Source organism: Halococcus sp. AFM35, from assembly GCF_051195015.1.
GTDB lineage: Archaea > Halobacteriota > Halobacteria > Halobacteriales > Halococcaceae > Halococcus.
The window spans coordinates 237,111-261,473 of sequence record NZ_JBNTJU010000001.1 but is presented as its reverse complement, the minus strand read 5'-3'; the positions used below and the strand labels follow the sequence as shown (position 1 = coordinate 261,473).

Below are 24,363 nucleotides of genomic sequence, written 5' to 3'. Positions count from 1 at the left end.
GTCCTCGCATTCTCGGTCCGTCGAGCGGATGTGGATTGGTGCCACCGAACATTTATTAGCATCTCACCGATAGTGGCTTCGATGAGCACCGACGAGCCGAGCGAGACGGAGACTGCGCACGGCCACGAACACCACGACGTCGAGGGACCGGGCTATCCGACGCCCGCAGCAATGCGGACCGAGTCCGCTCGGGAGAAAACCGCGTTCGTCATGGCACCGCGAGTCGGGATGAACAGTGAGAAAGCCGATTTCGTCGGCGTCGTCGATATCGACCCCGAATCGGCAACGTACTGCGAACTCATCGACACGGTGGAGATGCCGAACAGGGGCGACGAGCTGCATCACTTCGGCTGGAACAGCTGCTCGTCGTCGTGTCATACTGAGGGGTTGCAGCGTGACCACCTCGTCGTTCCCGGCCAGCGCTCCTCGCGCATCCACGTCCTCGATGCCTCGGACCCACGAAACCCCGAAATCGAGCGCGTCATCGAACCGGAAGAGGTCTTCGAGTACGACCTCTCGGCACCCCACACCGTCCACTGCGTGCCGGGCGGGAAGATCGTCATCAGCATGCTCGGGGACGCAGACGGCGAACTCCCCGGCGGATTCCTGCAACTCGACCAGGAGGACTTCACCATCGACGGCCACTGGGAGGCCGACCGCGGCGACATGGCGATGAACTACGACTACTGGTATCAGCCCCGACACGACGTGATGCTCTCGACGGAGTGGGCCGCCCCGACGACCTACTATCCCGGTTTCGACCTCGATGACGTCGAGGCGGGCAACTACGGCGACAGTATCCACATCTGGGACTGGAACACGAGAGAGCACCGCGAGACGCTGACCTTCGGTGAGGAGGGGCTGATTCCGCTGGAGATTCGGATGCTCCACAACCCCGAGGCGACCGAGGGCTACGTCGGTGCGGCGCTCTCCTCGAACATCATCCGCTTTTGGGAGTGCAACGACGGCACGTGGGACTGGGAGAAAGTCATCGACATCGAGGACCGAGAGCATCCCGACTGGGAGATGCCCGTTCCGGGGCTCGTAACGGACACGCTCATCTCGCTCGACGACCAGTATCTGTTCTTCTCGAACTGGCTGCACGGCGACTGCCGGATGTACGACATCAGCGACACGGGCAACCCGCGGCTGGTCGACCGAATCTGGGCCGGCGGCAACTTCGGCGACCGCCAGCAGATACAGGGCACCGACATCCGCGGTGCGCCACAGATGCTGCAACTCAGCCGCGACGGCCGACGGCTCTACTGGACCACCTCGCTGTTCTCGTCGTGGGACAACCAGTTCTATCCCGACATCGGTGAGCGAGGCTCGCTCATGATGAAAGCCGACGTCTCTCCCGAGAAGGGCCGCATGGAACTCGACGAGGACTTCCTCGTCGATTTCGGCGACGCACCGGGTGGGCCAGCACGCGCCCACGAGATACGCTGGCCCGGCGGCGACTGTACGAGCGATGTCTGGCAGTAGATGCTCCACGAAGTGCGGCTCGACTGGCGGAACGGTCCATGTCGGACCATCGAGGTCGATAGTACCGAAACCGTCGTCGAAGCCGCCGAACGAACAGGAGTGAATCTTCCCTACGGCTGTCTGTATGGGGCCTGTGGCACCTGTACGGCCCGTCTGATTGCCGGCGACCTCGCGCACGTCGAACGCCCGCGCGCGCTGAAGCCCCGGCATAGCGAGGCGGGATACGTCCTGCTCTGTATAGCGACGCCGCGTTCGGACTGCCACGTGGAGGTCGGCACGACGGTTCAAGCCGACCTCGTTTCGAATCCATGGAAATAACTCACACACCGCTGGCGCGGTGCGGTTCGATGGGCGCTGCAGGATTTGAACCCGCGACAGCTTGGTCCGAAGCCAAGTACTCTGTCCAAACTGAGCTAAGCGCCCACAGGGAGGGCTATCGGCGAGTCGCAGTTAAATCCCCCGGTCGGCGCGTTTCGCGTTCTTTATCCGCCCACCGGCGGGAGGGTGGCCATGCCCGGCGAGCGCGCTCGCGGCCTGCTCGAACTCACTCGACCCGTGAACGCCGTCGCCGCGGGCATGCTCACGTTCATCGGCGCGTTCGTCGCCGGCGGTCTCGGTATGTCGGTGGCGGTCGGTGCGGCCGTCGGCGCGACCGTCTTCGCCACCGCCGCGGGCAACGCGATGAACGACTACTTCGACCGCGAGATAGATGCAATCAACCAGCCCGACCGCCCGATTCCCCGCGGTGCGGTCACGCCTCGTGTGGCGCTCGGGTTCAGCCTGCTGCTGTTCGCCGGCGCGGTCGTGCTCGCGCTCGCCTTGCCCCTCACTGCCATCGCCATCGCCGTCGTCAACCTCCTCGCGCTCGTCGCCTATACTGAGATTTTCAAGGGCTTGCCCGGCGTCGGCAACGCGGTCGTCGGCTACCTCGGCGGGAGCACCTTCCTGTTCGGCGCGGCGGCCGTCGGGCGGGTTACCGAGGCGGTCGTCGTGCTGTTCGCGCTCGCGGCGCTGTCGACGGTGGCTCGCGAAATCGTCAAAGACGTCGAGGACATCGCTGGCGACCGCCGCGAGGGACTCAATACCCTCCCCATCGCCATCGGCGAGCGGCCAGCGCTCTGGCTTGCCGTGGCCCTGCTCGCGGTCGCGCTGCTCGCCAGCCCGCTGCCCTACCTTCAGGAGACCTTTGGCTGGCCGTATCTCGCCGTCGTCGCGGTCGCCGATCTGGTGATGGCCGTCGCTGCCGTCGAGAGCTTTTCCGACCCGACCGCCGGACAGGAACACCTGAGCTACGCGATGTTCCTCGCCGGCGGGGCGTTCGTCGTCGGCCGACTCGCGGTCGCCCTGTAGGCCGGTGTTCTTTTCCTCGCTGGCGACCTACCGCTACTATGCCAGTCACTGACGATGACGAACTCCGCGCGATACTCGACGGCGAGACGGTGGCGGTCGTCGGCTGTTCGTCGACGCCGGGCAAGGACGCCCACGAGATACCCCAATACCTCCGTGAGCACGGGTACGACGTGATTCCCGTGAACCCGCACGCCGAAGAAATCCTCGACCGTCAGGCGTATGACTCGCTCGCCGATGTCGAAGAAGCAATCGACGTCGTCGACGTGTTCCGGCCGAGCGACGAAGTGAGTGGAATCGTCGATGCGGCGCTCGACCGCGATGACTCTCCAGTCATCTGGACGCAGTTGGGCATTCGAGACAGTGAGGCGACCGAGCGCGCCGAGGAAGCCGGCCGGCAGGTCGTCGAGGACAAATGTATGAAGGTCGAACACCAGCGCCTCTGCTGAACCGTGTGGTGGCCCGTGGAGTCCTGACTCGGATTATTCGCCCGGCGCGGTCGTTTCGTTCGTCTCGTCGGCCGTCGATTCGCCGTCGCTCCCGCCGCCGGGTTCGGCTTCCTCGATGGCCGCCTCCGCGACCAGCGAATCGACATCGATGTCCTGTTCGCGCGCCAGCGCGTCGAGGACGGCACGCTGCTCGTCGAGGTCGCGCTCGATGCGCTCGACGCGCTGGCTGGTGGTTTCGACGTGTGCCTTGACCTCGTTGACCTGCGAGCGCAGCTCGTCGACCTTCTCGTAGAGCGTTTCGGCCATGTCGGCCACCCGCTGGAGCTTCTTTGCCGTGGTGCCGAGTCCCATATCGAGGGGTCGGCACGGAGCTACGTGGCTTTTGTGTTCGCGCTCGAACGGGGCGATTAAGGCGCTGCCACGTCGAAGAGGGGTATGGACGGGTCGCGGGTCGCCCCGCTGGTCGGCATCGTCGGCTGTTGTCTCGTTTTGCTGGCGCTTCTCGCGCCGTATCTCGGTCTCGGCAGCGGGGCGGTCGGGACGTACTACGCCGCCGGCGCACTCAACCCGCTCGTCGGCGGACTGTTCGCGGCGGTGACGACAATCGTTCTCGCCGCCGGCCGCACCGGACGGACCGACCCCGCAACCGCCGCTGGCGTCGCGCTCGTGTTCGGTCTCATCGTTGCGGGCGTGTCGCTCGCGTGGAGCCTGACGGTGCCCGAAAGCATCGTCTTCCAACTTACGACCACCTCGCTCATCGAGTTCCATCGCTGGACGCTGGCGCTCGTCTCGCTCGTGATTCCGGCCAGCGGCGCGTGGTATACCCGCGCGCTCGGACTCGTATAGCGAAAGGTCCTTATTCGGGGACTCGGTAGGTTCGGGTGGACTAGGTCGGGCAGTTAGGCCCTGCTCGTTTCCCGCACCACGGTCTTCAGCGGGGACCGAACCCCGGGTGCGTCCGGACAGACCGGCGCGGGCCCCGCAAGCCAACGTCGAAGCCTCGTCCGTCGGGGGCGGCGGTTCGCGGCCGTTCGTCTGCAGGGACGACCGACCGCGATTGACCGGCGGCAGTCCGTCAGGCGCGGAAGCGAGCAGCGGACCGCCGGACAGCCGTCGCTCGACGGGTCGCGGGGTGGAGGAGGCACGCGGGCTTCCCCGCGCCGGAACGCCGGGCAATCCCGGGCGTCCGTCTCCATTCATTCACCATCAGTCAGACCGCTCGGCTCCCCGTTGGTTGTCCGTCGATGCCGAAACTATCGCGCACTCATTCGAGGTCGATCTCCTCGCCGTTGACGTAGACCGATACGTCGCCCTGACTTTCGAAACTCGTGATGTTGCCGGTGATGCGGTAGGCGTCGCCGCCGCCGCCGAGTCGTCCGGCGACGGTCGACCCGGAGATGATGTCGAGGTCGGGGTCCTGCGTGACGGCATCGTCGTCGATGGGTGCGCCGTAGCTCTGCCCGCGGCGTGCTATCGACCCCGAGACGGTCATGCGGTAGTTCACTTTGTCGTCCGGCTCACCGCCGACGATGACGACGTACTTCGGTTCCGGCGTCGCCGTCGGCGTATCGGTTGCGGTCGGTGTCGGCGTTGGAGTCGGCGTACCGGTCGCGGTCGGCGTGGGCGTGTCGGTCGCCGTCGGTGTCGGCGTCGGAGTGGGCGTATCGGTTGCGGTCGGCGTGGGCGTGTCGGTCGCCGTCGGTGTCGGCGTCGGAGTGGGCGTATCGGTTGCGGTGGTCGTGACCTGTCCCTGAATCGTTTCGGTCGGTGCTCGCGTCGCCGTCTGGGTCGTCTCGGCCATGCTCGTCGTTGTCGCGTTCGACTGGACGGTGGCCGTCTCGGTCTCCTCGCCCGGGGCCGACGCGAGCTGCGAACAGCCCGCGAGCACGAGCAGGGCCGCGAGCAACACGGCTATCACGAATCGTCTGGTCATACCTCAACCAGCCAGCGTGTGGACCATAATACCCTCGATAGTTGTTCCCGGTAGCAACCGTTTCATCCGTGAACAGCCGCTCCACACGAGCCGCGGCCCATCGACCGTCGGCTGCCGGCTCAGTCGCTCGCCAATTCCTCGCGGACGAGGTCGGCGGCGTTTTCGATTGCGCCGACCGAGGAGAGATAGCCCGCGCCGACGGTGGTCTTGAGTGCCTTCGCCGCCGTTCCCCGAAACACCGTCGGGCCGACCTGTGCCACCGCGCCGTCGCCGATGCTGACCAGCCAGCCCGGCGCGTCGAACCTGAACCGTTCCGGTCGCGGCTCGAATATCTCACTACCCTCGTCGTGTTCGGCAAGTGTGACGATGCTCTCGGCGACGCTGCGTGCCTCGCGCACGGCGGCCGCGGCGCTCGCGGGCACCGCCGCCCCGTCGGCATCCGTGACGCGCCCGGCGTCACCGACGACGAACGTGTCCCCGCCGAGGCGGAGCGTATCGGGGACCATCGGGCGTTCGCCGGAGAGTGCATCCGGCCCACGGATACCGCCGGTCCAGAGGAACTGGTCGTAGTCGATTGCTTCCGCTCCGCACTCGACCGTCGAATCGGTGGCACGCTCGACGGCTCGCCCCGTCCGGACGGCCACGTCGCGGCGTTCGAGTTCCTCGTGGACCGCCTCCTGGAAGTTCGCCGGGAAGTTCGGGGCGACGCTGCCGAGGCGTTCGAGCAGGAGGACCTCGCGGTCGATACCCTCCTCGCGCGCGAGCGCGGTCAACTCGCCCGCCACCTGCACGCCCGATAGCCCCGCGCCGCCGACGACGACCCGCCCGCCCGCCGGGAGCGAGAGGAACTCCTCGCGGATGCGCGCGGCGTCGGGCAGTCGCTTGAGTGGGGTGGCGTGGTCCTCGACGCCGGGGAGGTCATGAAAGGCCGTCTCGGCCCCGAGACAGACCGCGCCGATGCCGTAGTCCAATCGGCCGTCGTCGAGTTCCGCAACGTTTCGCTCGTGGTCGACGTCCGTGACGCGCGCGACGCGAACGGTCGCACGGTCGAGAACCTCGTCGAGCGCGACGGTGATTTCGTCGGCGAGGGTCGGCCGGCGCACTACCCGATGGAGTTCGTGCTGGACGAGGTGGTCCGGGCGGTCGTTGACGACGACGAGGTCCGCCGATTCCGGAAGTTTCTTCTCCAACTGGCGGGCGAGCGTGAGACCGGCGTAACCGGCCCCGAGAACGGCGATTCGCATCGTCGTAGGGAGGAGGTCGTCGGTTAAATGGCTTGAGAACGCGAGTGTTCACACGGAACGCCCGACGGGCACACCACCCACTCAGAACAGCGCCTCGGAGTCATCGAGGACGCGCGCGGGACCACCGACCTCCCAGACCCCTGTCTCGACGCCACAGTCGGCGACGGCGCTCTCGACGCGCTCTGCGTACTCTGCGGTGGTGTTGACGTAGACGCTCGCGCCCGTATCGGTCGAGAAATATGCTGGGACGCCGGATTCGCGGAGGTCACGAACCACGTCGAAGATTTCGAGCGTCGCGGGCTGCCAGTAGACCCATCCAGCGGGACCGGTCATCGTGGTCGCGGCCAGCGAGAGCGAGTCGCCCTCGGCGAGTTCGAAGGTGCGCTCGAAGTCGCCCGTCCGAAGCGCGTCGCGCATCTCCGCGAGCTGGCCGTGGATATGAGCGAGTCGCGCCTCGAACATGTGGCTCGCCTCGGCCTCGCGGTGGGCCTCCTCGGTTTCCTTGTAGGCTGGCACGAGCGCGCTCACGATTCGTAGCTCGTCTTCCAATCCCGTGTCGATGCGCTCGGACCGACAGTCTTCGTCGTTGAGACCGGCGTGGAGGTCCGAAAACCCGCCCGTCACCGCGCGCGCGGCCGAAGCCGACCCGCGCCGTGCGACGGTCGAGATTTCAGGGAGGGTGAGGTCGAGGTCCGCCGCCGCACAGAGCGCCCGCGCCGCCGCCGCAAAGCCCGACGACGACGAGCCAAAGCCCACGTTCGTCGGGAAGTCGTTTACACTCTCGAAGCGCACAGGTAAATCGGTTTCCGCGCGCTCGCGCACGTGTGCGACGACTGCTTCGATGCGCTCGCGGCCACGTCCATCGACACGTTCGCTATCCACGACGTAGCGGTCGCCGTCGAGTGATTCGTCGAATTCGACGGTCGTCGTCGTGTTGCTCGGGGCGGTGCAGACGCTGATGGAGTCGTGGTACGGAAGTCGGAGGTCGGCGTCGCGCATCCCGTGGTACTTCACGAGCCCCTGAATCGGGTGTGCCCGCGCGGTGGCTTTCATACCCGTTCGGCGGGTGACGCGCGAATAAACGTCCCGGAAAGCGCTCCGCGTCGAGTCCGATGGTCCAGCCGCTGAACCGAACCCCTCAAACCGCACTCGGTCGGACATCGCTCATGGGAACGCCGCTCGATTCGCGCGAGGCACAGGCTGACGAGGTCATCGACCGCCTCGACGCCGAGTACCCGGACGCAACCATCTCGCTCGATTTCTCGAATCGGTTCGAGTTGCTCGTCGCGGTCATCCTCTCCGCACAGTGTACCGACGAACGGGTCAACGACACCACTCGGGACCTCTTCGCACAGTACGAATCGCCCGAGGCGTTCGCGAACGCCCCACAGGACGAACTCGCCGAGGCGCTGAACTCGATCACCTACTACAACAACAAGGCGAGCTACATCCGTGAATCGGCCCAACTCATCGTCGACGAGCACGAGGGGAAAGTACCCGATTCGATGGGCGAACTCACCGAGCTTCCGGGTGTCGGGCGCAAGACTGCGAACGTCGTGCTCCAGCACGGCCACGATGTCGTAGAGGGCATCGTCGTCGATACCCACGTCCAGCGGCTGACGCGACGGCTCGGACTCACCGACGAAGAACGGCCCGAGCGCATCGAGGAAGACCTGATGGAGTTCATCCCCGAAGAGCGCTGGCGGGCCTTCACCCATCTGTTCATCGCACATGGAAGGGCGACCTGTACGGCCCGCAATCCCGACTGTGAGGACTGTGTGCTCGAAGACATCTGTCCGTCGTCGAAACTCGATTCGCCCATCGACCGTGCCAGCGGCGAGGAGTGGACCTGAGTCGTTTCGAACGATTTCGTCCCCTTTCGGTATGAAACGAGCAAACGGTCGCCGGGGATTTTTATGTGGGCTGTGTCGGCCCGCACGCAGCCCGCGGGCTGCACTGCTGCGCGTGGCATTCGTCGTCCGGCTCCCGGCCGGGCGATTTCGTGTTCAGCCGATGAGGTAGCGCGCGACGTAGCGTGCGATACCCACGAGATAGGCCAGCAGCCAGAAGACCACGTAGCCGAAGACGCCGATACGGAGTCGAGAGCGCCAGTGGGCCATCCGTTCGGAGCCGATTTCGGAAAGGAGAACGTCCTCGTCGTAGTCGTGATAGAGGTTGTGCTCTCGCTTCGCGCGGAAGATGCGGAGTATTCCTGTGAATCCGAAGGCGAGCATCGCGTAGGCCTGGAGTCCAAGGAAGGCATGCAGCGCGGACGCACCGCCGAGCTGGCCGAACAGGCGGGGTAGCATCCAGACCACGAGTGGGACCGTCGTCAGCGCGAGGCCAGTGACGATGAATTTGAGGTGGTAGGTGAGCACGCCCCACGTCACGTTCTCGGTGTCGATCATTATCCACGCGCCGTAGAGAAAGCACGGAAAGCTCGCCGTGACCAACACGGCGACGACCGTCGCCACCGTCGCGTCGGCCAGCCCGAACATGGCGAACGTCGGCGTCGCGCGCGCTAAAGGCTGCCGAAACCCGTGCGTGGGCGGTCGGAACACCTAACCGGGTCGGTGGCGTAGAAGCGGCGATGGCCGACTCCCGACCCACGGCGGACGAGGGAGACGAACAAGCGAACGCGGACGGAGACGAGACGACGGCCGATTCGGCTGCGGCGAAATCGACCGACCAGCTCCGCCAACGGGTCGAGGAGACCTACGACTTCGACGACTTCGGGCCGTCGGACATGGCCCAAATGAGCGCCGAGGAGTGGGAGGCGGCCTTCGACGCCGACTCGTGGATCACAGGGAAAAAGCTCCTCGCGCGCGTCGAAGCCGACCTCAGAAACCGCATCGCCGACCGGGAGGTGTTCGCCCGGCTCGAAGCCGTCGAGGACGGCCTGCTCGCCTATTCCGACGAGGGCTACGCCGTCGTTCATCCCGACGGCAGCGTCGAGGGGCGGGGAACGGTGTTGCGGGACGTCAAACCCACGGTTGCGCTCTGTTCGATGGACGAGTACGACGTCGCCGAACCGCCGGAGGGCGACCTGCTGCCGGAGCCGGAAGCGGTCCCCGAGGGCGGCGGTGAACTCGGTAACTGGATGTTACAGTTCGTCGCTGCCGCACAGCTTCTGGCCGGGCTCGGTCTCATCGTCGCGTGGATGTTTTTCTCCGTCGAGACGCTGTTCGCGCCGGTCGCCGGTCTCGTGTTCGCCCTCTTTGCCCTACTTTTGTTCGTGCAGGTGGCGAACGCGCGGCTGTCGGATAAGTTCCGCTCGGAGGAGTACCGCAATCGGCTTCGGGCGGTCGGCATCGGCTCCGACGAGCGCCCCGAGTTCCTCCCCGAACGGTATCGCGAGCCGGCCGATAGCCCCGCCGTCGAAGGAGAGATTGGGGGCGATTCCGTCGACGAGCGGGACGATTCGGCCCCCTCCGCGTAGCGTGCGATACCCGCATCCGGTGGACTTATGCGAAGCCAGTCCCGAGTGCGGACACACATGAACAGGCGGGATTTTCTGCTGGCAGCAAGCGCCGCGGCGGGTGGCTCGGCCGCCGCCAGCGGGACCGCCGCCGCACAGCAGGCCAACGGTTCCGGCGGCGGTGGCGGGAACGCTACTGGCGGAGGTGGCGGCAACGCCACCGGTGGCGGTGGTAACCAGAGCAGTGGCGGTGGCAACCAGAGCGCTGCCGGCGGGGGCGGCGGAGGTGGGGGTCCGACGAAAACCGTTACTGTGGGTCCCGGCGGTGCACTGACCTTCGAACCCGAGACGCTCACCATCCCGACGGGCGGGAAGGTGAAGTTCGTCTGGGACTCGGGCGGTCACAACGTGAATCCAAAAAGCGGCGACTGGGGCCATCAGCCAATCGAGGACAAGGGTTTCAGCTACACGACACCTCCGTTTCAGAAGACAGGCTCGCAAAAATACTGGTGTGACCCGCACAAATCCGCCGGCATGGTTGGAACCATTCAGGTCGGTTCCAGCGGTGGTGGGGGTGGGGGCGGCGAGGAGGAACCGAGCCCCGAGGAGATGGGCGTTCCCTTCCAAGCGCACTTCGTCGGCATCGCCACCCTCCTGATGATGGTGCTGTCGCTTGTGTACACCTTCTTCCTCGTGAAATACGGCGAATCACCGAACGCGAAGGGAGGCGACTGAGATGTCCTCCTCGAACAGTACCTACGGCGATATCCACAGGTACGAACCGGCCAGGGAGAGTACCGCCGCGGCCGTCGCCATCGTGTTGCTCACCATCGTCGAGGTGGTGTTCGTCGGACTGTTCACGTACGGACTCATCAACGGCTGGGGGACCGAGGAGGTCGGCAACATGTATCTCGGCGCGGTGTTGGCGGTGATCTTCGTCGACCTCGCGTTCGTCCTCCTGCTCTACCGCAAGGAGTTCCTCCCGGACGTGATGATCGTCAAAAAGCGCCGACGCAAGTGGGAGGACCTCTACATCCGCGAGGAACAGATGGAGGGGACCAGCATGGGCGGCGGCGCGTGGGACAGTGTGAAACGAGCGGTCTATCCGTACTACAAGAGATAACAATGCCAGAAAACGAAGACAGCTATCCGGCTGAATCGGGACGCAGACGGTTCGTCAAGGGCGTCGTCGGCGCGTCGGCGCTCGGCGCGACCGGCATCACCGGCGCGACCGGCATCAAATACGCCACCACCTCCTCGGGGACCGGTGGCGGAGCGACGCAGTATTTCGGCATCGAGAACACCGGCGGTCCGGCCCCGCGCGGGATGCCACAGATACCCATCGAAATCGATTCGGACGGCTACCTGAAGGGCGTCTGGCCGGAGGTGAAGACGAAGACGGTCAACGGTGAGGAGGTCAAGGTCGCCGAGATGAAGCTCGGCGGCATCACCTACTCCAGCGAGTGGTTCCAGTACTGTGGCGTCCAGACTTACTCCGGCATCGTGCCGGATGCCGACCAGGACAACTTCTTCCGCGTCTCGGAGTCGGCGTCGACGACCTACGACTGGATGAGCGACCTGAGCGCCGGCGACAAGCTCAACGTCAGCGATTTCGAGAATTACGAGACGTGGGGTAACGGCATCGGCAAGCCCGGTCTCGGCAAACCGGCGATGGCGCGGTGGCGGTCGGAGGACCTCCCACCACAGGAGACGATACCGGTACAGGTGCTCAGAAGCACGCGCATCAAGGATTTGGCCAAGAAAAGCGACCATCCCGAGTGGATTCGGGCGAGCACCGAGAAGGGGTTCATCGCGTGGCTGAACAAGTGTACGCACTTCTGCTGTGTGCCCGGGTTCAAATCGTCGGCTCAGAGCGCGAAGTTCGGCGGGTCGAACGACGTCTACTGTCCGTGCCATCAGTCGGTGTATAACCCGTTCAACCCCGTAAAACTACAGTTCACCTCGCTCCCGCGACCAGAGGACGCTGGAAGCAGCGGTAGTAGCGGGAGCAGCAGCGGCGGGGAGAGCAGCGCATGAGCCTCGAACGCCCCGACGAACACGACCACGGCGGCTGGATGGAACAGAAGGACCTGACACCAATCGAGGAGACGTACCTCACGGTGTTGATGTGGCTCGACAAGCGCCTGCGCATCGTCGACTACCTCGAAGTGCTGGAGAACCTCTACTACAAGGTCAACCTCCAGATGCCAAAGAGCCACACCGAGCAGTACAACCTTGACAACAAGTTCTGGTACTGGTATCCTTTGTATGCGCTCGGAAGTTTCTCGACGATAGCCTACGTCGTCGCCGCACTCACGGGCGCGTTGCTCGGCTTCTATTACGCACCGGCGACCGCCGGCGACCCATCGGCGGCGTACAACTCCCTGGCGATGATCATGACCGAACTCAACTTCGGCTTCTTCCTCCGAAGTCTCCACCGATGGTCGGCGCAGGTGATGACCGCCGCCGTCTTCCTGCACATGCTGCGGGTGTACTTCACCGGCGCGTACAAGGAGCCGCGCGAACTCAACTGGATTCTCGGCATCGTTCTCATCAGCCTGACGATGGTCTTCGGCTACACGGGCTACCTGCTGACGTGGGACCAACTGGCCTACTGGGCGGGCCAGATCGGCGTCGAGATGGCGCTCTCGATTCCGCTCATCGGCCAGTGGGTCGCCCAGCTCATCTTCGGCGGGTTCGCGCTCAGCCAGTCGACGCTCATGCGGATGTATCTGTTGCACGTCTTCTTGCTGCCATTCGTCGTGACGGCGCTGATCGCCGTCCACATCGGCATCGTCTGGATGCAGGGAATCGCGGAGCCACACTAGTACAATGACAGACACAACCGACACTGACGACACGAGAGACGCCACCGAGGAGGTCGCCGCCGACGGCGCGGGCATCGTCGCACCGGACGACGAGACGCCGACGTGGCGTGAACGCAAGGAGCGCCGCCAAGGACTCTCGCGGCTCACCTACGAGTACTTCGAGCGCTCCCGGCGCGAGGACCAGGATTTGCGAAGCGAATCGAGCTACGTCGAACGCGACGTGCTCGCGTTCCCGACGTGGCCCCACGAGATGATCCGAAATCTCTCGTTGACGAGCTTCTTCGTCGGTCTCATCCTCTTTCTGGCGGCCGCGCTGCCGCCGCACCTCGGCGCGCCGGCGGACCCGTCGACGACGCCGGCGATCATCCTGCCGGACTGGTATCTCTACTGGTCGTTCGGACTCCTCAAACTGGGTCCGCTGAACCCCGAACTCGCCATTCTCGGTGGCGAGAAGCTCATGAAGGACGCCACCTACGGCGTGCTCGCCAACCTCGTCGTGGTCGGCATCATCGCTATCGTCCCCTTCCTGAACAAGGGGAGCGCGCGCCGGCCGGTTGAGCAGCCGTTCTGGTCGGCCGTCGGCGTCTTCGGCGTCGTCTTCGCCGTGATGATCAGCGGGCTGTCGATCAAGAACCTCTGGCCGGCGTGGGTGAACGTCCACCTACTGTTCGACATGACGTTCCTCCTGCCCTTCGTGGCCGGATTCATCACGTACGGCATCCTAAAGGCGATGCGTGAGGGCTACATGTTCGAACTCAACCGGCGGTACTACCGGCTGCGTCCACCGCGGTGAGCGACGACAGCGAGGGCGCGAGCGAATCGCGCGAAATCGTCGTCCCGCTGCGCGCCTACAAGGCGGTGACGGTGTTCTCGACGCTGCTGGCCATCGTCTGTGTCATCCTCGGCTTCGGTTTTCTCGACGCCGCCACCGGCGGTGCGGGACCGCTCTCGGTACTGTTCGAGACCATTGGGGTGGCCGACGCCGGCGGGAGCGTCTTCACGCTCGTGAGCGCGCTCGTCGGCATCGGCTTCATCGCGCTCGGGGCCGGCATCTACGTCCTCGGCACGCGCTTTCGTACCGAGAGGATGGGAAAGGCTCAAGACGACAGCGGCGAAGGTTCGGACAATGAGTGACGAATTCGCCAAGGGTCTCGTCGTCCTCTGTGGCGGGCTGTTCGGTTGGATGATCTTTTCGGGCTGGTACACGACCGAGGGTTTCGAGAGCACGCAGCTCATCGCGGAAGTCCCATCGGACCCCGCGATCTATGGGACGATTGCACTCACGCTGCGCGAGGCGCTCTTTTGGTTCGCCATCTTCGGCGCGATCACGTTCTGGGTGCTCATTCCGGCAGGCAGACAGGCCCGCGCCGCGTGGCGTGACCGTCGTTCCTCGAACTGAATCGGAACGATACCTACACTTCAATCGCGGTTTTCGTTATATTCTCCAGTATGTCCCGGTTCTCCACTAGCTCTCCTACTGAACAATCGGCCACAACACGCTCGTTCGGGGACTCAGCACCGAAATCAGTTTGCAGTAGCTGAATCCGTTCACCATTCGTCAAGAGTCCCCAGTCAGCGCCGACCTGTCTCATGTAGCTGGAAAGCTGATCTGCGTGACGATCAAGTGGTTTCTGGAGGTTTTTCGCTTCGACACAGACCGTTGGGATTCCATCAATGCACAGCGCGTAATCGACACGCTTCTCCGCTGAGCCGGATTGTGTTGGATATTCGAATACCACTTCTGGAGAATAGATATTCCAACCAAGAAGATCGATGAGGGGCGTCACCAGTTTTGCTTTCACGTTTGTTTCGGACATCATGGATGAACGATTGATAACTTGTTGAGAGCGAATAACGTACGCTTCGAGCGCTGTTGCATCTCCTTCGTTTTCGCTATCTCTATTTGCTCCGTCTTTCAGCCAAGAGTCGCTGGCGGTAATCGCAGGTGGAACAACCTTCTTGATGCTCTGTGCGGCAAGATGTGGTTCATAAACTGCTGATGTATCGTTAGTCTGCTCAAGCGAGTAAACACCGACAACGCGAACATAGTCTCCCTTAGACGCCATGCCAGCAATATCTGCCTCTAATCGAAGTTCGATTTCCTTGGTCGATACTGGGTCATTCGTCATGATTGCGGCATCGCAGAATATCGCTCTCTGGAAATCACAAAACTCGGACTGGTTCTGGTTAAGGATGAATGGTCCTTTTCGTTCACATCCCCCACACTCGTGGGGCTGCTGAAGATCGCTGTTCTTCTGGGGAATGCGTGTGAGCGTACCGCAGCGTTGGCACTCGAATGTCGCTTCTACGACCCGTGGTGAAGTATCAGAGGTGTTGTGAATCCACCCTTCGAGTTGAATGAGTTGGCCACGGTGCTGTGATTCGAGTTTGTTAATGTCCGTTACATCAGGAAGGTTGAATATTCTAATATTCGCTCGGCCCAAGCTAGGAGATTCCGATAAATCATGCAATCGAAGAGCTTCCTCGGCATATTCCTGAAGACGCTTAGGTTGATTCCTGTAATCGTCTGCAATCTCAGTATCAAATCGGTATATGTCCCGCCAGTCGACGTACAACGAACGTTGTTTCTGTGGGTAGCTCTCTACCAGCTGTTCAATCTCGTCATAGTAGTATTCAGTGTAGAAGTCTCGAAATATACCAATTAATTCTGCATTCTCCGCATGCCCTGCGCACATTCTGTTACCCATCTGGTTACTCGATAATGAAACTGTTGGGAGAATTTAGCCGAAGTCCAAACCACGACTGGTGATTTGTATCGGTATCGTCAGACGACCGCGTTCCAAAGTGGGGCGACGACGAAGAAGACGCTGATGTAGGCCGCATAGAGCACCACGAGCACCGAGGCGGCGATAGCCCCGTTCGGCCGGCCGATTTCACGGTCGTTGCGCGCTTCGACCCGTCTGGCTTCGAGTTCGAAGAAGTCCGTGATGAACATCCCGACGACGAGCACCGACAGCACCATCCCGGAGTGGAGTTCGACGGTTCCGAGGTAAAACGAACCGAGGATGAGCAGGAGCGTGGTGGCGATGTGGGCGGGATGCTGTTCGATGGCATCGGCACCCTCGCTGGCCTGTTGGACGTTCGAGCGGTGTGAAATCGCGCGCGTGATGACGTTCAACACGGCGAGGACGACGAGCACGTACACGATGGCCGGCGGGTGACCGCTGCCGAGCACGGCATCGACCGGACCGAACAGCGAGAGCGGATACATGGGCTACCGTCCGGCGCGACTCCATTAGAAGGTTTCTCATTCCCGGCCGGATTCGGGCAGCGAGACGACCGGCAGCGTGCCGGCCTGCGCCAGCCGCACCGCCGACCCCGATTCGACCGTCCCGGCCACTCGCCCATCGACCAGTAGCTCCACGTCGGCGTCGTCGCGCTCGACGGTGAGCGACAGTCCGGAGAGCGGGAGTACCCAGTGGTCGGGGTCGGTCGCAAAGGGTGAAATCGGCACCACAGTGAGAACGTCGCTACCGTGGACGACGACCGGCCCGCCGGCGGCGTGTGCGTACCCACGACTGCCGGCCGGTGTCGTGGTGGCCACGCCGTCGGCCCGGAACCGCGCAATCGGCGAATCGTGGGCGGGACTATCGAGGGAGAACTCCGAGATGGTCGCCGCCATCGCCGTCGAGAGGGTGATGTCGAACAGCGCGTGAACGGACGCGTCGGCCGTCTCGACGGCCACGAGGGGGCGTTTCTCGACGGTATATCGCCCCGCGAGCACCCGCTCGATGTTCGCCGGCCGGATTCCGTCGGCAGCGACCGGGAAGACCGGTGTGGAGACGTCCGCGGTGGCGAGGTCGGCGAGCGCATCGCTTCCGAGCGCCATCGCGAAATCCGCGGCGGCAGCGGCACCGATGCCGGCTTCGACGACGCCGCCGGCAGCGCGGATCGCCTCGGTGATATCGGCTGTCCCGCCATCGAATGGGAGAATCGCAACGCTCGGTCGGTCGTTTCCATCGGCCCTCTCGCCCTCGCTCATCGCCGTCGATTGTGGCCGCCCGGCCAAAAGACTGCGGGCTTGTGGCAACCTTCGCGCGGGCGAGTCGTTTCGCCGTGTCGGGAAACGCTTTAGCAGCCACGCCGCCATCTCGCCATATGAGCCTCGCCGTCGAGACCCCAGCACCCCCGACGCTCGACCCCGGCGTCGATGCCGACGCCTACGAGGACGCCGACGTGGGTGGCGACGAATATCGCCGCGAGGACCTCGAAACCTTCCTCGAAGCGGGCGCGTGGGCGGAGGCGTTCGAGCGCTGGGCCGCAGAAACGGCAATGACCGAACGCGAGTTCGCCATCGTCCGCGACCTCGGACTGCTCGACCGCTTCGATTTCTTCTGGGACGACTTCGCCGACCGGGTGGGCTATCACGCCCCGGGCCTGCCCGAAGACTGGAAGGAGCGTAACGTCCATCCCGACCTCGATTCGTGGGGGGCGGTTTCGTCCATCAACGCCGGTCTCACCGAACTCGGCCAGCTCGTCTGTGAGGTGCTCAAAGACGATTACATCGACTGGGAAGCCGACTACGAGGCCCCCGACGACCTGCCCGATTTCTGACGCCAATGGTCCCACGAATCGTCCAAGCGGTTAATGTCCCCGGCGGCGAACGGCCGGTATGAGCGAGACGGTCACTCCACCGAGCGAACGCGAATGTGAACTGTGTGGTCGCCGTGACGTCTGGGACGCGACGGACGAAAACTGGCGGGTCGTCGAGAACGGCTCGCCGCACTGTATCCACGAGTGGGACATCAACGGCAGTTACAATCCCTTCGACGGGTAGGCGAGCGAACTCGCCAACAGTTAAGTCCCCGTCGGCGTACGTTCGCGTATGGATGCGACGGAAGCCGAAATCGACTCGCTCGTCGGCCGCGAGGTCTACTCGAACAACGGTGCGTTCGTCGGCGAGATCGAGGACGTCCGCCTCGACCTCGACCGCGAACTCGTCACGGGATTGGCGGTCGGCGGACTGAACCGCGAACTGCTCGCCGGGCGCGCCCGCACCGCTCGCGGAGTCATCGTTCCCTTTCGCTGGGTGCGGTCGGTGGGCGATATCGTGCTCGTCAACGAAGCCATCGAGCGTCTGCGCGAACCCAGCGAGGAGACCGAGTCCGAAGCCACAGTCTAGTTCCCGTTGTCGTCGACGCCGAGCGCATCGAAGAGCTTTCTCCGGACCGCTTGCTCGGTGAGCTGTAGCAGCGTCTCGCGGTTGCCGTCAGTCGTTTCGATACCGGTGAAGATTCCCAGCGGAATCGAAACCGTTGCATCCGTCGAGTGGCCGACGGTCTCGCCGTGTTCCTCGAAGGCGCTTTCGAGGACGTTGCGGATGTTGATGCGGATGTCCTTCGAGCGTGCCGACAGCGTGATGCGCTCGTCGTCGATGGCGAAGACGGCGGTCGTGCTCACTCCCTCCAGATTCAGGAGATGCTGGGCGGCCTGTGCGAGCGCGTCGCGGTCATGGATGTAGCCGGCGTTCGAGACGAGATACGAGCCGTTCACCTCACGGTTGCCGATGGCCTCGGCGAGCACGTCGAGCGTTTCCGGCGACATCGACGGCGATTCGACCTGTTCCAAGGTGTCGTGGTCGGCGAAGGGATAGAGATAGGATGCAGCAGTGAGGTCGGCGGGCGTCGTGTCCCGCTTGAAATCGAGCGTTTCGGCCCGAATGCCATACAAGAGTGCGGTCGCGACGGTCTCGTCGAGGCTGAGATCGAACTCCTGGACGTATTTCGTCAGAATCGTCGAGGTCGAGGAGACGTTCGCGCGCACGTCCGAAAACGCCGCGTCGTAGTCTTCTTCTGATTCGTGATGGTCAATGAGGATGTCGATGGGGCGTTCGATGGCTTGCTCCATCGATTGGGCGTGGTCGACGAGCGCGAGCGTGTCGTAGTCGTCGAAATCGACGTCGGCGCGTGCCAGCAGGTCGACGCCGATGAGGTTGACGAACGCGCGGTCCTCCTGATGGCCGATTTCGCCGTCGTAGAGGATGTCCGCCTCGATGTCGCGTTCCTCGGCGATGGCTTGGAGGGCGACCGCGCTCGCTATCGAGTCCGGGCCGGGGTTGTCGTTGGCGAGGATGGCGAGTCTTTTCTCCGTGCCGTCGAGCACGTCGGCGAGCCGGCCCGCCTTGTGTTCGAGTTCGCCGGTCTCCAGTGCACGCAACGCGGCGTCGGCGATGACCTTCGAGGGGTTGACGACGGCGTCAGCCCCCGCCTCTCGGAGTTCGTCGGCGGTCACCGGGTCCGAGGCGCGCGCGATGACGAACTGCTCGTCGCCGCGTTCGCGGACGTTCTCGATTGCCGCCTCGTTCGCCTCGATGTCCGTCGAGAGCACGAGGAGCACATCCCTCTCCGCGACCGCCTCCGAGACCGCTTCGTCGGCGATGTCGGCGGTCTTGGCGTTCATGTCCTGGTCACGCAGGGCCTCGACGCGTCCCTCGTCGACGTCGACGATGAGGACGTCTTTGCCCTCGTCGACGAGTTCCTCGGCGACGGCGTAGCCCACGCTGCCACAGCCCAAAATCGCGTAGGTGGACATCGAGGCCATCGTGATGCCGGTGCTCATTATCCGTCCACTCTGGGGGAGCCGTGCTTATAATCTGCCCGCTCTCCGGAAGTGACGGCGACGGCGCGCTCTCACGCAAACTATTTGTCGGTGACGACGGAGATTGAGACATGCTCTCGCTTGCAGACTCACCGCTCGCGCGCGACGGCAAGATACTGATTCTCGCCTACGACCACGGTCTCGAACACGGTCCCTCGGACTTCACCGAGCACCCCGAGCGAATGGACCCCCAAACCGTCTTCGACGTGGCAACCCACGACGCCGTCACCTCCATCGCCGTCCAGAAGGGCGTCGCCGAAGGCTACTACCCCTCCTACGAGGACGACGTCTCGCTGCTGACGAAGCTCAACGGAACCTCGAACCTCTGGATGGGCGAACCCGATAGTTCCGTGAACTGCACGGTCGACTACGCCGCCGACATCGGGGCCGACGCCGTGGGATTCACCCTGTATGGCGGGTCGAACAACGAGATCGCAATGGCCGAGGAGTTCCGCGACGCACAGGAGTCCGCCCGCGCCCACGACCTCCCGATGGTGATGTGGTCGTATCCCAGAGGCCAAGGTCTCAAAAACGACACCGACCCGGGAACCATCGCCTACGCCGCCCGCGAGGCGCTCGAACTCGGTGCGGACGTAGCGAAGGTCAAATATCCCGGCAGCCGAGAGGCGATGGAGCACACGGTGCAGGCCGCCGGCGGTGACAACGGCGCGAAGGTCGTCATGTCCGGCGGTTCGAAGGTCTCCGACGAGGCGTTCCTCAAGAACGTGAAGGCCGTGATGGATGCCGGCGGTGCGGGACTCGCCGTGGGGCGGAACGTCTGGCAGCGCGAGAACCCCACCGAACTCCTCGACGCGCTCGAAGCGGTCATCCACGAGGGCCAGTCCGTCGACGCCGCGCTCTCGTGATGGACAGTATCGAAGCGGTCTTCGCGGTGCTCGCGGAAACGGCTCCCGACATCCGCGAGGGGCTGGTCGGTCGGCGCGAGTATCAGGAGGGCGAGAACCCGAGCGGCGAGGAGCAGCTCGCGGCGGACGTCCACGCCGACCAATTGTTGGAGGAGCGCCTGCTCGCCATCGACGGCGTCGGCAGCTACGCGAGCGAGGAGCGCGAGGAAACCGTCGGCGACGAGTCCGGACTCGCCGTCGCGGTCGACCCGCTCGATGGCTCCTCGAATCTGAAGCCGAACAACACGATGGGCACCATCGTGGGAGTCTACGACGCCGAACTGCCGGCCAGCGGGCGCGACCTCGTCGGTGCCGCCTACACGCTCTATGGCCCGATCACGACCATGATGACCGCCATCGATGGCGAAGCCACCGAGAGCGTCGTCGAGGACGGCGAGCGCCACACGGTAAACGAGAGCGTGTCGCTCCCGGCGGAGCCGACCGTCTACGGTTTCGGCGGGCGCGTGCCCGACTGGACCGATAGTTTCACCGACTATGCGCGCGAGACCGAAGCCGATACGAACCTCAAACTCCGCTACAGCGGCGCGATGATCGGCGACGTGAATCAGGTTCTCACCTACGGCGGGGTCTTCGCCTATCCGGCGCTCGAATCGGCTCCATCGGGCAAACTCCGCCTCCAGTTCGAGGGCAATCCGATAGCGTACATTGTCGAGTCGGCCGGCGGGCGCTCCTCGGATGGAAACGGATCACTACTCGACGTCGATCCCGACGAGCTTCACGGGCGGGTGCCGGTCCACGTCGGCAACGAAGGTCTCATCGACCGGCTCGAAGCGACGCTTGAGGATTAATCCTCTCGATTTTTGGCGAGAAGGACCTCGAACGCACTGTCCTCGATAGGCCGTCTTTCGAGGACCTCGAACCCGGCGCTATCGAGATGCCGTGCGCTCGTCTCGGTATCGGGAAAGCTCCAACGCATCTCGACACCTGTCTCCAGCCAGTCTGGGTTATTCCCGCTCCAGCCGTCCGCGCCACCGACGGTGAGCACGGCCAGTCCGCCGGGCCGTAGCACGCGATGGAACTCCGTTGCGACGCGGGTGTGCTCGTCGAGCGGGACGTGAATCAGCGAGAAGAAGGCACACACCGCGTCGAAACTGTCTTCGGCGAATCCGAACGTGCTCATGTCGCCCTGTACGAACAGCGCCTGCGCGACGTTCTCGCGGGCACGGCGGAGCTGTTCGCGCGAGAAATCGATACCGACCACGTCGTGGTCGGTGGCCAGCCGTCTCGCAACCGGCACGCCCGCACCGCAGCCGGCGTCGAGCACGCGCCCATCGTCGGCGAGTCGTTCACACAGCCAGTCGAGAGGGGGCGATTCGGCGGCATCGTCCGAACGCCGCGCCAGATACTCGTCGGCGACCTCGTCGTATCCATCCTTGATGGCGCGCTTGTCGCTCGTCATCGTCCGTCGATGGCGGGGTCGACCCGAAAAGCCACCGGTGGGTACCGGCTCAAATACATGGAAAAGTCTTTCAGCAATTATTGCGCAGTATGGGTATGCAAATCCGTATCGGCGAGGGGGCGAGCGACGAGGAGGCCCACGTCATCGGGAGCGCGCTCGCCGAGCACACCGGCGAGGCAATCGAGGTGTACGTCGGCGACGGTGACGCCCCCGCGACGACCGTCGAACCACCGGCATCCACAGAGCCGTCCGACCAGTCTGCGGAGTCGCCGGCATCGGACACAGCGGGACCGACCGAGCGCGAGCGATTGCTACGGGAGGAGATCGCGGACATCGAGCAGGGTGGTCCGGAGAAATACAAGAACCGACTTGACGAGCAGGGCAAACTGTTCGTCCGCGACCGCCTCGACCTCTGGTTCGACGACGGATTCACCTTCGAAGATGGGAGATTTGCGAACTTCGACGCCGAGGACAGACTGCCGGCCGACGGACTCCTCACGGGAGCCGCCGAGTTCGAGGGCCGCACGCTGCACGCGATGGCGAACGATTTCACCGTGAAAGCCGGCTCGATGGCCGGCAAAGGCGTCGAGAAGTTCCTCCGGATGCAACAGCGCGCGCTCAAGACCGGCCGCCCAGTGCTCTATCTGATGGATTCGTCGGGCGGGCGCATCGACCAGCAGACGGGCTTTTTCGCCAACCGCGAGGGCATCGGGAAATACTACTACAACCACTCGATGCTCTCCGGTCGGGTACCCCAAATCTGCGTGCTCTACGGGCCGTGTATCGCCGGCGCGGCCTATACTCCTGTGTTCGCCGATTTCACGGTGATGGTCGAGGGGATGTCCGCGATGGCCATTGCCTCCCCGCGGATGGTCGAGATGGTCACCGGCGAGGAGATAGACCTCCAAGAGTTGGGTGGCGCGCAGGTCCACGCTGCCGAATCGGGGAGTGCGGACCTCGTGGCCGAGGACGAAGAACACGCCCGCGAGCTCGTCGCTCAACTGATCACCTATCTCCCCGACAACGCCGACGAGAGTCCCCCACGAGCCGACTCGCGCCCGCCGGCGCGTTCGCCTGCCGGCATCGACTCCGTCGTACCAGAGCGGCCGAACCGTGGCTACGATATGCACGACCTCATCGAGCGCGTCGCCGACCAAGGCTCGGTGCTCGAACTCCGCGAGCAGTACGGCCCGGAAATCATCACGGCCTTTTGCCGCATCGACGGCCGACCCGTGGGTGTCGTGGCGAACCAGCCGGCCCAGCGCGCGGGTGCCATCTTTCCCGATGCGGCCGGGAAGGCCGCCGAGTTCATCTGGACCTGCGATGCCTACAACATCCCTCTTCTATACCTCTGCGACACGCCGGGGTTCATGGCCGGCTCCGGTGTCGAAAAGGAAGGTATCCTCGAACAGGGCAAGAAGATGATCTACGCGACCTCCTCGGCCACAGTACCGAAGCAGTGCGTCGTCGTCCGGAAGGCCTACGGCGCGGGTATCTACGCCATGTCCGGGCCGGCGTATGACCCGGAATCCACCCTCGCCCTCCCATCGGGCGAAATCGCCATCATGGGTCCCGAGGCGGCCATCAACGCCGTCTATCGGAATCGTCTCGACGACATCGAGGACGAGGAGGAACGCGCCGCGCGCGAGGCCGAACTCCGTGAGGAGTACCGCGAGGACATCGACGCCCATCGGATGGCCAGCGAGGTCGTCATCGACGACATCGTGCCGCCGAGCGAACTCCGCGACGAACTCGCCACGCGATTCGCGTTCTACGAGGGTATCGAGAAATCGCTGCCCGATAAGAAACACGGCACGATACTCTGAACCGCTCGCCTACCCACAGGCTCACTCGTAGCCGATGTCGGCGGTGAGTTCGGCGTTGCTTTTCTGGAACGTCCCGGAGCCACGGGCGAGTTCGTTGCCGGCGTCGTCGTGGGCGACCGCTTCGGCGATCAACTGGTTCGGGTTGTCGTTGACGACCTCACCCGTAGCGTGAATGGACCCCTCCGACACCGGGCGTTCGAGATGGATGTTGAAGTTCGTCGTGAGCACGAAGACGTCCTCGACCAGCGAGTTGGCCGCGAAGAAGGCCGCGTCGTCGAGCGCCTTGAAATACACCGCGCCGTGGACGGCACCGAGCGGATGGTAGCTCTCCCGGGAGACCGGAATTTCGAGCGTCGCCGTGCCCTCTGCGACGGTGAGCGTCGTTTCCCCGCCGTCGTTGATGGGTGCGCGTTGATACATCCGCTCCAACTTCCGAAAATGCGTCTCGTTCACGGTCGAGAACGGGCGCGGTGGACGATACCGATTTCGATGGCAGTCAGGGCGCGCCGGTGATGACGAACTGGCTCTGGGTATCGCCGTTGGTCACCTGTCGGGTTGCGTCGGGAGAAACCCGAACCGCGTCGCCGGATTCGAGCGACAGCTCCTCGCCCTCGACGAGGAGATACACTTCCTCGTGGCCCTCGTCGCCGTGTTCGTGTTCGAGACCCTCCCATCCCGGTTCGGCATCGACGACGGTCACACCATGACCCTCGCAGTCGAGCGGCTCCCGGAGGAAGTTCATTCCGTGCGTGGTCTCGGTCTCCTCGTAGTTCACCTTCGTGTGCGACATCACCGCTGGTTGGCAGGCCGGACGGAAATACGCAGCGACGGCCAGAACCCAGATAGCCCGCGTGCCGACATCGTCCGTCAGCAACGTTTAGGTTCGGTCG

Annotated in this window: 32 protein-coding genes, 1 tRNA gene and 1 other RNA gene; 21 read left to right on the top strand and 13 right to left on the bottom strand. The window is 64.1% G+C overall.

All coding sequences use genetic code 11. The annotated features are described in order from the left end of the window. Positions 1 to 81: 81 nt before the first annotated feature. Complete coding sequence (locus ACQUQO_RS01550) at positions 82 to 1,485, top strand: selenium-binding protein SBP56-related protein (protein WP_435076174.1); 1,404 nt, start codon at positions 82 to 84, stop codon at positions 1,483 to 1,485. Continuing rightward, complete coding sequence (locus ACQUQO_RS01545; RefSeq protein WP_435076173.1) at positions 1,486 to 1,803, top strand: 2Fe-2S iron-sulfur cluster-binding protein; 318 nt, start codon at positions 1,486 to 1,488, stop codon at positions 1,801 to 1,803. Positions 1,804 to 1,833: 30 nt separating this feature from the next. On the opposite strand, the gene ACQUQO_RS01540 is transcribed toward ACQUQO_RS01545, so the two are convergent. After that, positions 1,834 to 1,908 (bottom strand) — tRNA-Arg (locus tag ACQUQO_RS01540). Positions 1,909 to 1,995: 87 nt separating this feature from the next. Between ACQUQO_RS01540 and ACQUQO_RS01535 the strand changes: the two genes are divergently transcribed. Continuing rightward, positions 1,996 to 2,835, top strand: coding sequence for a geranylgeranylglycerol-phosphate geranylgeranyltransferase (locus ACQUQO_RS01535; RefSeq protein WP_435076172.1), 840 nt, complete (start codon positions 1,996 to 1,998; stop codon positions 2,833 to 2,835). A 38-nt stretch (positions 2,836 to 2,873) separates the two neighbouring features. Next, positions 2,874 to 3,281, top strand: a complete 408-nt coding sequence (locus tag ACQUQO_RS01530) for a CoA-binding protein (RefSeq protein WP_435076171.1) — start codon at positions 2,874 to 2,876, stop codon at positions 3,279 to 3,281. Positions 3,282 to 3,314: 33 nt separating this feature from the next. Here ACQUQO_RS01530 and ACQUQO_RS01525 read toward each other — a convergent pair whose 3' ends face one another. Beyond that, positions 3,315 to 3,632: a DUF5798 family protein gene (locus ACQUQO_RS01525; protein WP_435076170.1), complete on the bottom strand. Its 318-nt coding sequence runs from the start codon at positions 3,630 to 3,632 to the stop codon at positions 3,315 to 3,317. A gap of 84 nt (positions 3,633 to 3,716) precedes the next feature. On the opposite strand from ACQUQO_RS01525, the gene ACQUQO_RS01520 reads away from it, so the two are divergent. After that, positions 3,717 to 4,127: a DUF7548 family protein gene (locus tag ACQUQO_RS01520; protein ID WP_435076169.1), complete on the top strand. Its 411-nt coding sequence runs from the start codon at positions 3,717 to 3,719 to the stop codon at positions 4,125 to 4,127. 33 nt (positions 4,128 to 4,160) lie between these two features. Beyond that, positions 4,161 to 4,473, top strand: an RNA gene (gene ffs, locus ACQUQO_RS01515) — signal recognition particle sRNA. A gap of 72 nt (positions 4,474 to 4,545) precedes the next feature. Here ffs and ACQUQO_RS01510 read toward each other — a convergent pair. From ACQUQO_RS01510 to mvaD, 3 genes are all read right to left on the bottom strand, one after another. Then, positions 4,546 to 5,214 carry a hypothetical protein gene (locus tag ACQUQO_RS01510; RefSeq protein WP_435076168.1) on the bottom strand — a complete coding sequence of 223 codons (669 nt, stop codon included), beginning with the start codon at positions 5,212 to 5,214 and terminating at the stop codon, positions 4,546 to 4,548. Between the two features lie 119 nt (positions 5,215 to 5,333). Beyond that, positions 5,334 to 6,458, bottom strand: coding sequence for an NAD(P)/FAD-dependent oxidoreductase (locus tag ACQUQO_RS01505; RefSeq protein ID WP_435076167.1), 1,125 nt, complete (start codon positions 6,456 to 6,458; stop codon positions 5,334 to 5,336). An 81-nt stretch (positions 6,459 to 6,539) separates the two neighbouring features. Then, positions 6,540 to 7,511: a phosphomevalonate decarboxylase MvaD gene (mvaD, locus tag ACQUQO_RS01500; protein ID WP_435076166.1), complete on the bottom strand. Its 972-nt coding sequence runs from the start codon at positions 7,509 to 7,511 to the stop codon at positions 6,540 to 6,542. Between the two features lie 113 nt (positions 7,512 to 7,624). Here mvaD and nth point away from each other — a divergent pair, with 113 nt between their 5' ends. Continuing rightward, positions 7,625 to 8,311 carry an endonuclease III gene (nth, locus tag ACQUQO_RS01495; RefSeq protein WP_435076165.1) on the top strand — a complete coding sequence of 229 codons (687 nt, stop codon included), beginning with the start codon at positions 7,625 to 7,627 and terminating at the stop codon, positions 8,309 to 8,311. 153 nt (positions 8,312 to 8,464) lie between these two features. On the opposite strand, the gene ACQUQO_RS01490 is transcribed toward nth, so the two are convergent. After that, positions 8,465 to 8,956, bottom strand: coding sequence for a DUF7321 family protein (locus ACQUQO_RS01490; protein WP_435076164.1), 492 nt, complete (start codon positions 8,954 to 8,956; stop codon positions 8,465 to 8,467). Positions 8,957 to 9,048: 92 nt separating this feature from the next. On the opposite strand from ACQUQO_RS01490, the gene ACQUQO_RS01485 reads away from it, so the two are divergent. Genes ACQUQO_RS01485 through ACQUQO_RS01450 form a run of 8 tightly spaced genes read left to right on the top strand, consistent with a single transcriptional unit; the run spans position 9,049 to position 14,103 of the window. Further along, positions 9,049 to 9,897, top strand: a complete 849-nt coding sequence (locus ACQUQO_RS01485; RefSeq protein WP_435076163.1) for a DUF7319 domain-containing protein — start codon at positions 9,049 to 9,051, stop codon at positions 9,895 to 9,897. A 57-nt stretch (positions 9,898 to 9,954) separates the two neighbouring features. Then, positions 9,955 to 10,611, top strand: a complete 657-nt coding sequence (locus ACQUQO_RS01480; protein WP_435076162.1) for a plastocyanin/azurin family copper-binding protein — start codon at positions 9,955 to 9,957, stop codon at positions 10,609 to 10,611. Position 10,612: 1 nt separating this feature from the next. Continuing rightward, entirely contained in the window at positions 10,613 to 10,999 is a 387-nt protein-coding gene (locus tag ACQUQO_RS01475) for a DUF7318 family protein (RefSeq protein WP_435076161.1), read from the top strand. A 2-nt stretch (positions 11,000 to 11,001) separates the two neighbouring features. Further along, positions 11,002 to 11,913, top strand: coding sequence for a ubiquinol-cytochrome c reductase iron-sulfur subunit (locus ACQUQO_RS01470; protein WP_435076160.1), 912 nt, complete (start codon positions 11,002 to 11,004; stop codon positions 11,911 to 11,913). Beyond that, a complete protein-coding gene (locus tag ACQUQO_RS01465; RefSeq protein WP_435076159.1) occupies positions 11,910 to 12,704 on the top strand; it encodes a cytochrome b in 795 nt (264 codons plus the stop codon). The genes ACQUQO_RS01470 and ACQUQO_RS01465 overlap by 4 nt, the downstream gene beginning before the upstream one ends. A gap of 4 nt (positions 12,705 to 12,708) precedes the next feature. Beyond that, the gene (locus ACQUQO_RS01460; protein ID WP_435076158.1) at positions 12,709 to 13,497 is read left to right on the top strand and encodes a cytochrome bc complex cytochrome b subunit; all 789 of its coding nucleotides are present in this window, start codon (positions 12,709 to 12,711) and stop codon (positions 13,495 to 13,497) included. Then, positions 13,494 to 13,838 (top strand): DUF7315 family membrane protein, encoded by a 345-nt coding sequence (locus tag ACQUQO_RS01455; protein ID WP_435076157.1) that lies wholly within the window; start codon positions 13,494 to 13,496, stop codon positions 13,836 to 13,838. Before ACQUQO_RS01460 ends, ACQUQO_RS01455 begins: the two co-directional genes overlap by 4 nt. Further along, entirely contained in the window at positions 13,831 to 14,103 is a 273-nt protein-coding gene (locus tag ACQUQO_RS01450; protein WP_435076156.1) for a DUF7314 family protein, read from the top strand. The genes ACQUQO_RS01455 and ACQUQO_RS01450 overlap by 8 nt, the downstream gene beginning before the upstream one ends. Positions 14,104 to 14,116: 13 nt before the next feature. On the opposite strand, the gene ACQUQO_RS01445 is transcribed toward ACQUQO_RS01450, so the two are convergent. The 3 genes from ACQUQO_RS01445 to ACQUQO_RS01435 all read right to left on the bottom strand — a co-directional run bounded on the left by ACQUQO_RS01445 (position 14,117) and on the right by ACQUQO_RS01435 (position 16,707). Continuing rightward, positions 14,117 to 15,412, bottom strand: a complete 1,296-nt coding sequence (locus ACQUQO_RS01445; RefSeq protein WP_435076155.1) for a type I restriction endonuclease — start codon at positions 15,410 to 15,412, stop codon at positions 14,117 to 14,119. A 77-nt stretch (positions 15,413 to 15,489) separates the two neighbouring features. Next, a complete protein-coding gene (locus tag ACQUQO_RS01440; RefSeq protein ID WP_435076154.1) occupies positions 15,490 to 15,936 on the bottom strand; it encodes a DUF7313 family protein in 447 nt (148 codons plus the stop codon). Between the two features lie 36 nt (positions 15,937 to 15,972). Then, entirely contained in the window at positions 15,973 to 16,707 is a 735-nt protein-coding gene (locus tag ACQUQO_RS01435) for an ATP-NAD kinase (protein WP_435076153.1), read from the bottom strand. A 116-nt stretch (positions 16,708 to 16,823) separates the two neighbouring features. On the opposite strand from ACQUQO_RS01435, the gene ACQUQO_RS01430 reads away from it, so the two are divergent. From ACQUQO_RS01430 to ACQUQO_RS01420, 3 genes are read left to right on the top strand one after another with little or no spacing between them, the layout of a single operon-like run. Beyond that, entirely contained in the window at positions 16,824 to 17,279 is a 456-nt protein-coding gene (locus ACQUQO_RS01430; RefSeq protein ID WP_435076152.1) for a hypothetical protein, read from the top strand. Between the two features lie 58 nt (positions 17,280 to 17,337). Further along, positions 17,338 to 17,502: an HEWD family protein gene (locus tag ACQUQO_RS01425; RefSeq protein WP_435076151.1), complete on the top strand. Its 165-nt coding sequence runs from the start codon at positions 17,338 to 17,340 to the stop codon at positions 17,500 to 17,502. Positions 17,503 to 17,550: 48 nt separating this feature from the next. Beyond that, the gene (locus ACQUQO_RS01420) at positions 17,551 to 17,847 is read left to right on the top strand and encodes a PRC-barrel domain-containing protein (RefSeq protein WP_435076150.1); all 297 of its coding nucleotides are present in this window, start codon (positions 17,551 to 17,553) and stop codon (positions 17,845 to 17,847) included. On the opposite strand, the gene ACQUQO_RS01415 is transcribed toward ACQUQO_RS01420, so the two are convergent. Then, positions 17,844 to 19,283: a DHH family phosphoesterase gene (locus ACQUQO_RS01415; RefSeq protein ID WP_435076149.1), complete on the bottom strand. Its 1,440-nt coding sequence runs from the start codon at positions 19,281 to 19,283 to the stop codon at positions 17,844 to 17,846. The genes ACQUQO_RS01420 and ACQUQO_RS01415 overlap by 4 nt on opposite strands. Positions 19,284 to 19,393: 110 nt before the next feature. Between ACQUQO_RS01415 and ACQUQO_RS01410 the strand changes: the two genes are divergently transcribed. Beyond that, entirely contained in the window at positions 19,394 to 20,188 is a 795-nt protein-coding gene (locus ACQUQO_RS01410) for a class I fructose-bisphosphate aldolase (RefSeq protein WP_435076148.1), read from the top strand. Continuing rightward, a complete protein-coding gene (locus ACQUQO_RS01405; protein WP_435076147.1) occupies positions 20,188 to 21,036 on the top strand; it encodes a class 1 fructose-bisphosphatase in 849 nt (282 codons plus the stop codon). The genes ACQUQO_RS01410 and ACQUQO_RS01405 overlap by 1 nt, the downstream gene beginning before the upstream one ends. Here the strand turns inward: ACQUQO_RS01405 and ACQUQO_RS01400 are convergent. Then, positions 21,033 to 21,647: a methyltransferase domain-containing protein gene (locus tag ACQUQO_RS01400; protein WP_435076146.1), complete on the bottom strand. Its 615-nt coding sequence runs from the start codon at positions 21,645 to 21,647 to the stop codon at positions 21,033 to 21,035. The genes ACQUQO_RS01405 and ACQUQO_RS01400 overlap by 4 nt on opposite strands. A 95-nt stretch (positions 21,648 to 21,742) precedes the next feature. On the opposite strand from ACQUQO_RS01400, the gene ACQUQO_RS01395 reads away from it, so the two are divergent. Beyond that, the gene (locus ACQUQO_RS01395; protein ID WP_435076145.1) at positions 21,743 to 23,473 is read left to right on the top strand and encodes an acyl-CoA carboxylase subunit beta; all 1,731 of its coding nucleotides are present in this window, start codon (positions 21,743 to 21,745) and stop codon (positions 23,471 to 23,473) included. Between the two features lie 21 nt (positions 23,474 to 23,494). On the opposite strand, the gene ACQUQO_RS01390 is transcribed toward ACQUQO_RS01395, so the two are convergent. Continuing rightward, on the bottom strand, positions 23,495 to 23,926 hold the full coding sequence (locus ACQUQO_RS01390) for a PaaI family thioesterase (protein ID WP_435076144.1): 432 nt from the start codon (positions 23,924 to 23,926) through the stop codon (positions 23,495 to 23,497). Positions 23,927 to 23,969: 43 nt separating this feature from the next. After that, on the bottom strand, positions 23,970 to 24,263 hold the full coding sequence (locus ACQUQO_RS01385) for a cupin domain-containing protein (RefSeq protein WP_435076143.1): 294 nt from the start codon (positions 24,261 to 24,263) through the stop codon (positions 23,970 to 23,972). Positions 24,264 to 24,363 lie beyond the last annotated feature (100 nt).

Coding starts and splice junctions, on each gene's coding strand:
- ACQUQO_RS01550 (WP_435076174.1), top strand. CDS start 82: ATGAGCACCGACGAGCCGAGCGAGACGGAGACTGCGCACGGCCACGAA.
- ACQUQO_RS01545 (WP_435076173.1), top strand. CDS start 1,486: ATGCTCCACGAAGTGCGGCTCGACTGGCGGAACGGTCCATGTCGGACC.
- ACQUQO_RS01535 (WP_435076172.1), top strand. CDS start 1,996: ATGCCCGGCGAGCGCGCTCGCGGCCTGCTCGAACTCACTCGACCCGTG.
- ACQUQO_RS01530 (WP_435076171.1), top strand. CDS start 2,874: ATGCCAGTCACTGACGATGACGAACTCCGCGCGATACTCGACGGCGAG.
- ACQUQO_RS01525 (WP_435076170.1), bottom strand. CDS start 3,632: ATGGGACTCGGCACCACGGCAAAGAAGCTCCAGCGGGTGGCCGACATG.
- ACQUQO_RS01520 (WP_435076169.1), top strand. CDS start 3,717: ATGGACGGGTCGCGGGTCGCCCCGCTGGTCGGCATCGTCGGCTGTTGT.
- ACQUQO_RS01510 (WP_435076168.1), bottom strand. CDS start 5,214: ATGACCAGACGATTCGTGATAGCCGTGTTGCTCGCGGCCCTGCTCGTG.
- ACQUQO_RS01505 (WP_435076167.1), bottom strand. CDS start 6,458: ATGCGAATCGCCGTTCTCGGGGCCGGTTACGCCGGTCTCACGCTCGCC.
- mvaD (WP_435076166.1), bottom strand. CDS start 7,511: ATGAAAGCCACCGCGCGGGCACACCCGATTCAGGGGCTCGTGAAGTAC.
- nth (WP_435076165.1), top strand. CDS start 7,625: ATGGGAACGCCGCTCGATTCGCGCGAGGCACAGGCTGACGAGGTCATC.
- ACQUQO_RS01490 (WP_435076164.1), bottom strand. CDS start 8,956: ATGTTCGGGCTGGCCGACGCGACGGTGGCGACGGTCGTCGCCGTGTTG.
- ACQUQO_RS01485 (WP_435076163.1), top strand. CDS start 9,049: ATGGCCGACTCCCGACCCACGGCGGACGAGGGAGACGAACAAGCGAAC.
- ACQUQO_RS01480 (WP_435076162.1), top strand. CDS start 9,955: ATGAACAGGCGGGATTTTCTGCTGGCAGCAAGCGCCGCGGCGGGTGGC.
- ACQUQO_RS01475 (WP_435076161.1), top strand. CDS start 10,613: ATGTCCTCCTCGAACAGTACCTACGGCGATATCCACAGGTACGAACCG.
- ACQUQO_RS01470 (WP_435076160.1), top strand. CDS start 11,002: ATGCCAGAAAACGAAGACAGCTATCCGGCTGAATCGGGACGCAGACGG.
- ACQUQO_RS01465 (WP_435076159.1), top strand. CDS start 11,910: ATGAGCCTCGAACGCCCCGACGAACACGACCACGGCGGCTGGATGGAA.
- ACQUQO_RS01460 (WP_435076158.1), top strand. CDS start 12,709: ATGACAGACACAACCGACACTGACGACACGAGAGACGCCACCGAGGAG.
- ACQUQO_RS01450 (WP_435076156.1), top strand. CDS start 13,831: ATGAGTGACGAATTCGCCAAGGGTCTCGTCGTCCTCTGTGGCGGGCTG.
- ACQUQO_RS01445 (WP_435076155.1), bottom strand. CDS start 15,412: ATGGGTAACAGAATGTGCGCAGGGCATGCGGAGAATGCAGAATTAATT.
- ACQUQO_RS01440 (WP_435076154.1), bottom strand. CDS start 15,936: ATGTATCCGCTCTCGCTGTTCGGTCCGGTCGATGCCGTGCTCGGCAGC.
- ACQUQO_RS01435 (WP_435076153.1), bottom strand. CDS start 16,707: ATGAGCGAGGGCGAGAGGGCCGATGGAAACGACCGACCGAGCGTTGCG.
- ACQUQO_RS01430 (WP_435076152.1), top strand. CDS start 16,824: ATGAGCCTCGCCGTCGAGACCCCAGCACCCCCGACGCTCGACCCCGGC.
- ACQUQO_RS01425 (WP_435076151.1), top strand. CDS start 17,338: ATGAGCGAGACGGTCACTCCACCGAGCGAACGCGAATGTGAACTGTGT.
- ACQUQO_RS01420 (WP_435076150.1), top strand. CDS start 17,551: ATGGATGCGACGGAAGCCGAAATCGACTCGCTCGTCGGCCGCGAGGTC.
- ACQUQO_RS01415 (WP_435076149.1), bottom strand. CDS start 19,283: ATGAGCACCGGCATCACGATGGCCTCGATGTCCACCTACGCGATTTTG.
- ACQUQO_RS01410 (WP_435076148.1), top strand. CDS start 19,394: ATGCTCTCGCTTGCAGACTCACCGCTCGCGCGCGACGGCAAGATACTG.
- ACQUQO_RS01405 (WP_435076147.1), top strand. CDS start 20,188: ATGGACAGTATCGAAGCGGTCTTCGCGGTGCTCGCGGAAACGGCTCCC.
- ACQUQO_RS01400 (WP_435076146.1), bottom strand. CDS start 21,647: ATGACGAGCGACAAGCGCGCCATCAAGGATGGATACGACGAGGTCGCC.
- ACQUQO_RS01395 (WP_435076145.1), top strand. CDS start 21,743: ATGCAAATCCGTATCGGCGAGGGGGCGAGCGACGAGGAGGCCCACGTC.
- ACQUQO_RS01385 (WP_435076143.1), bottom strand. CDS start 24,263: ATGTCGCACACGAAGGTGAACTACGAGGAGACCGAGACCACGCACGGA.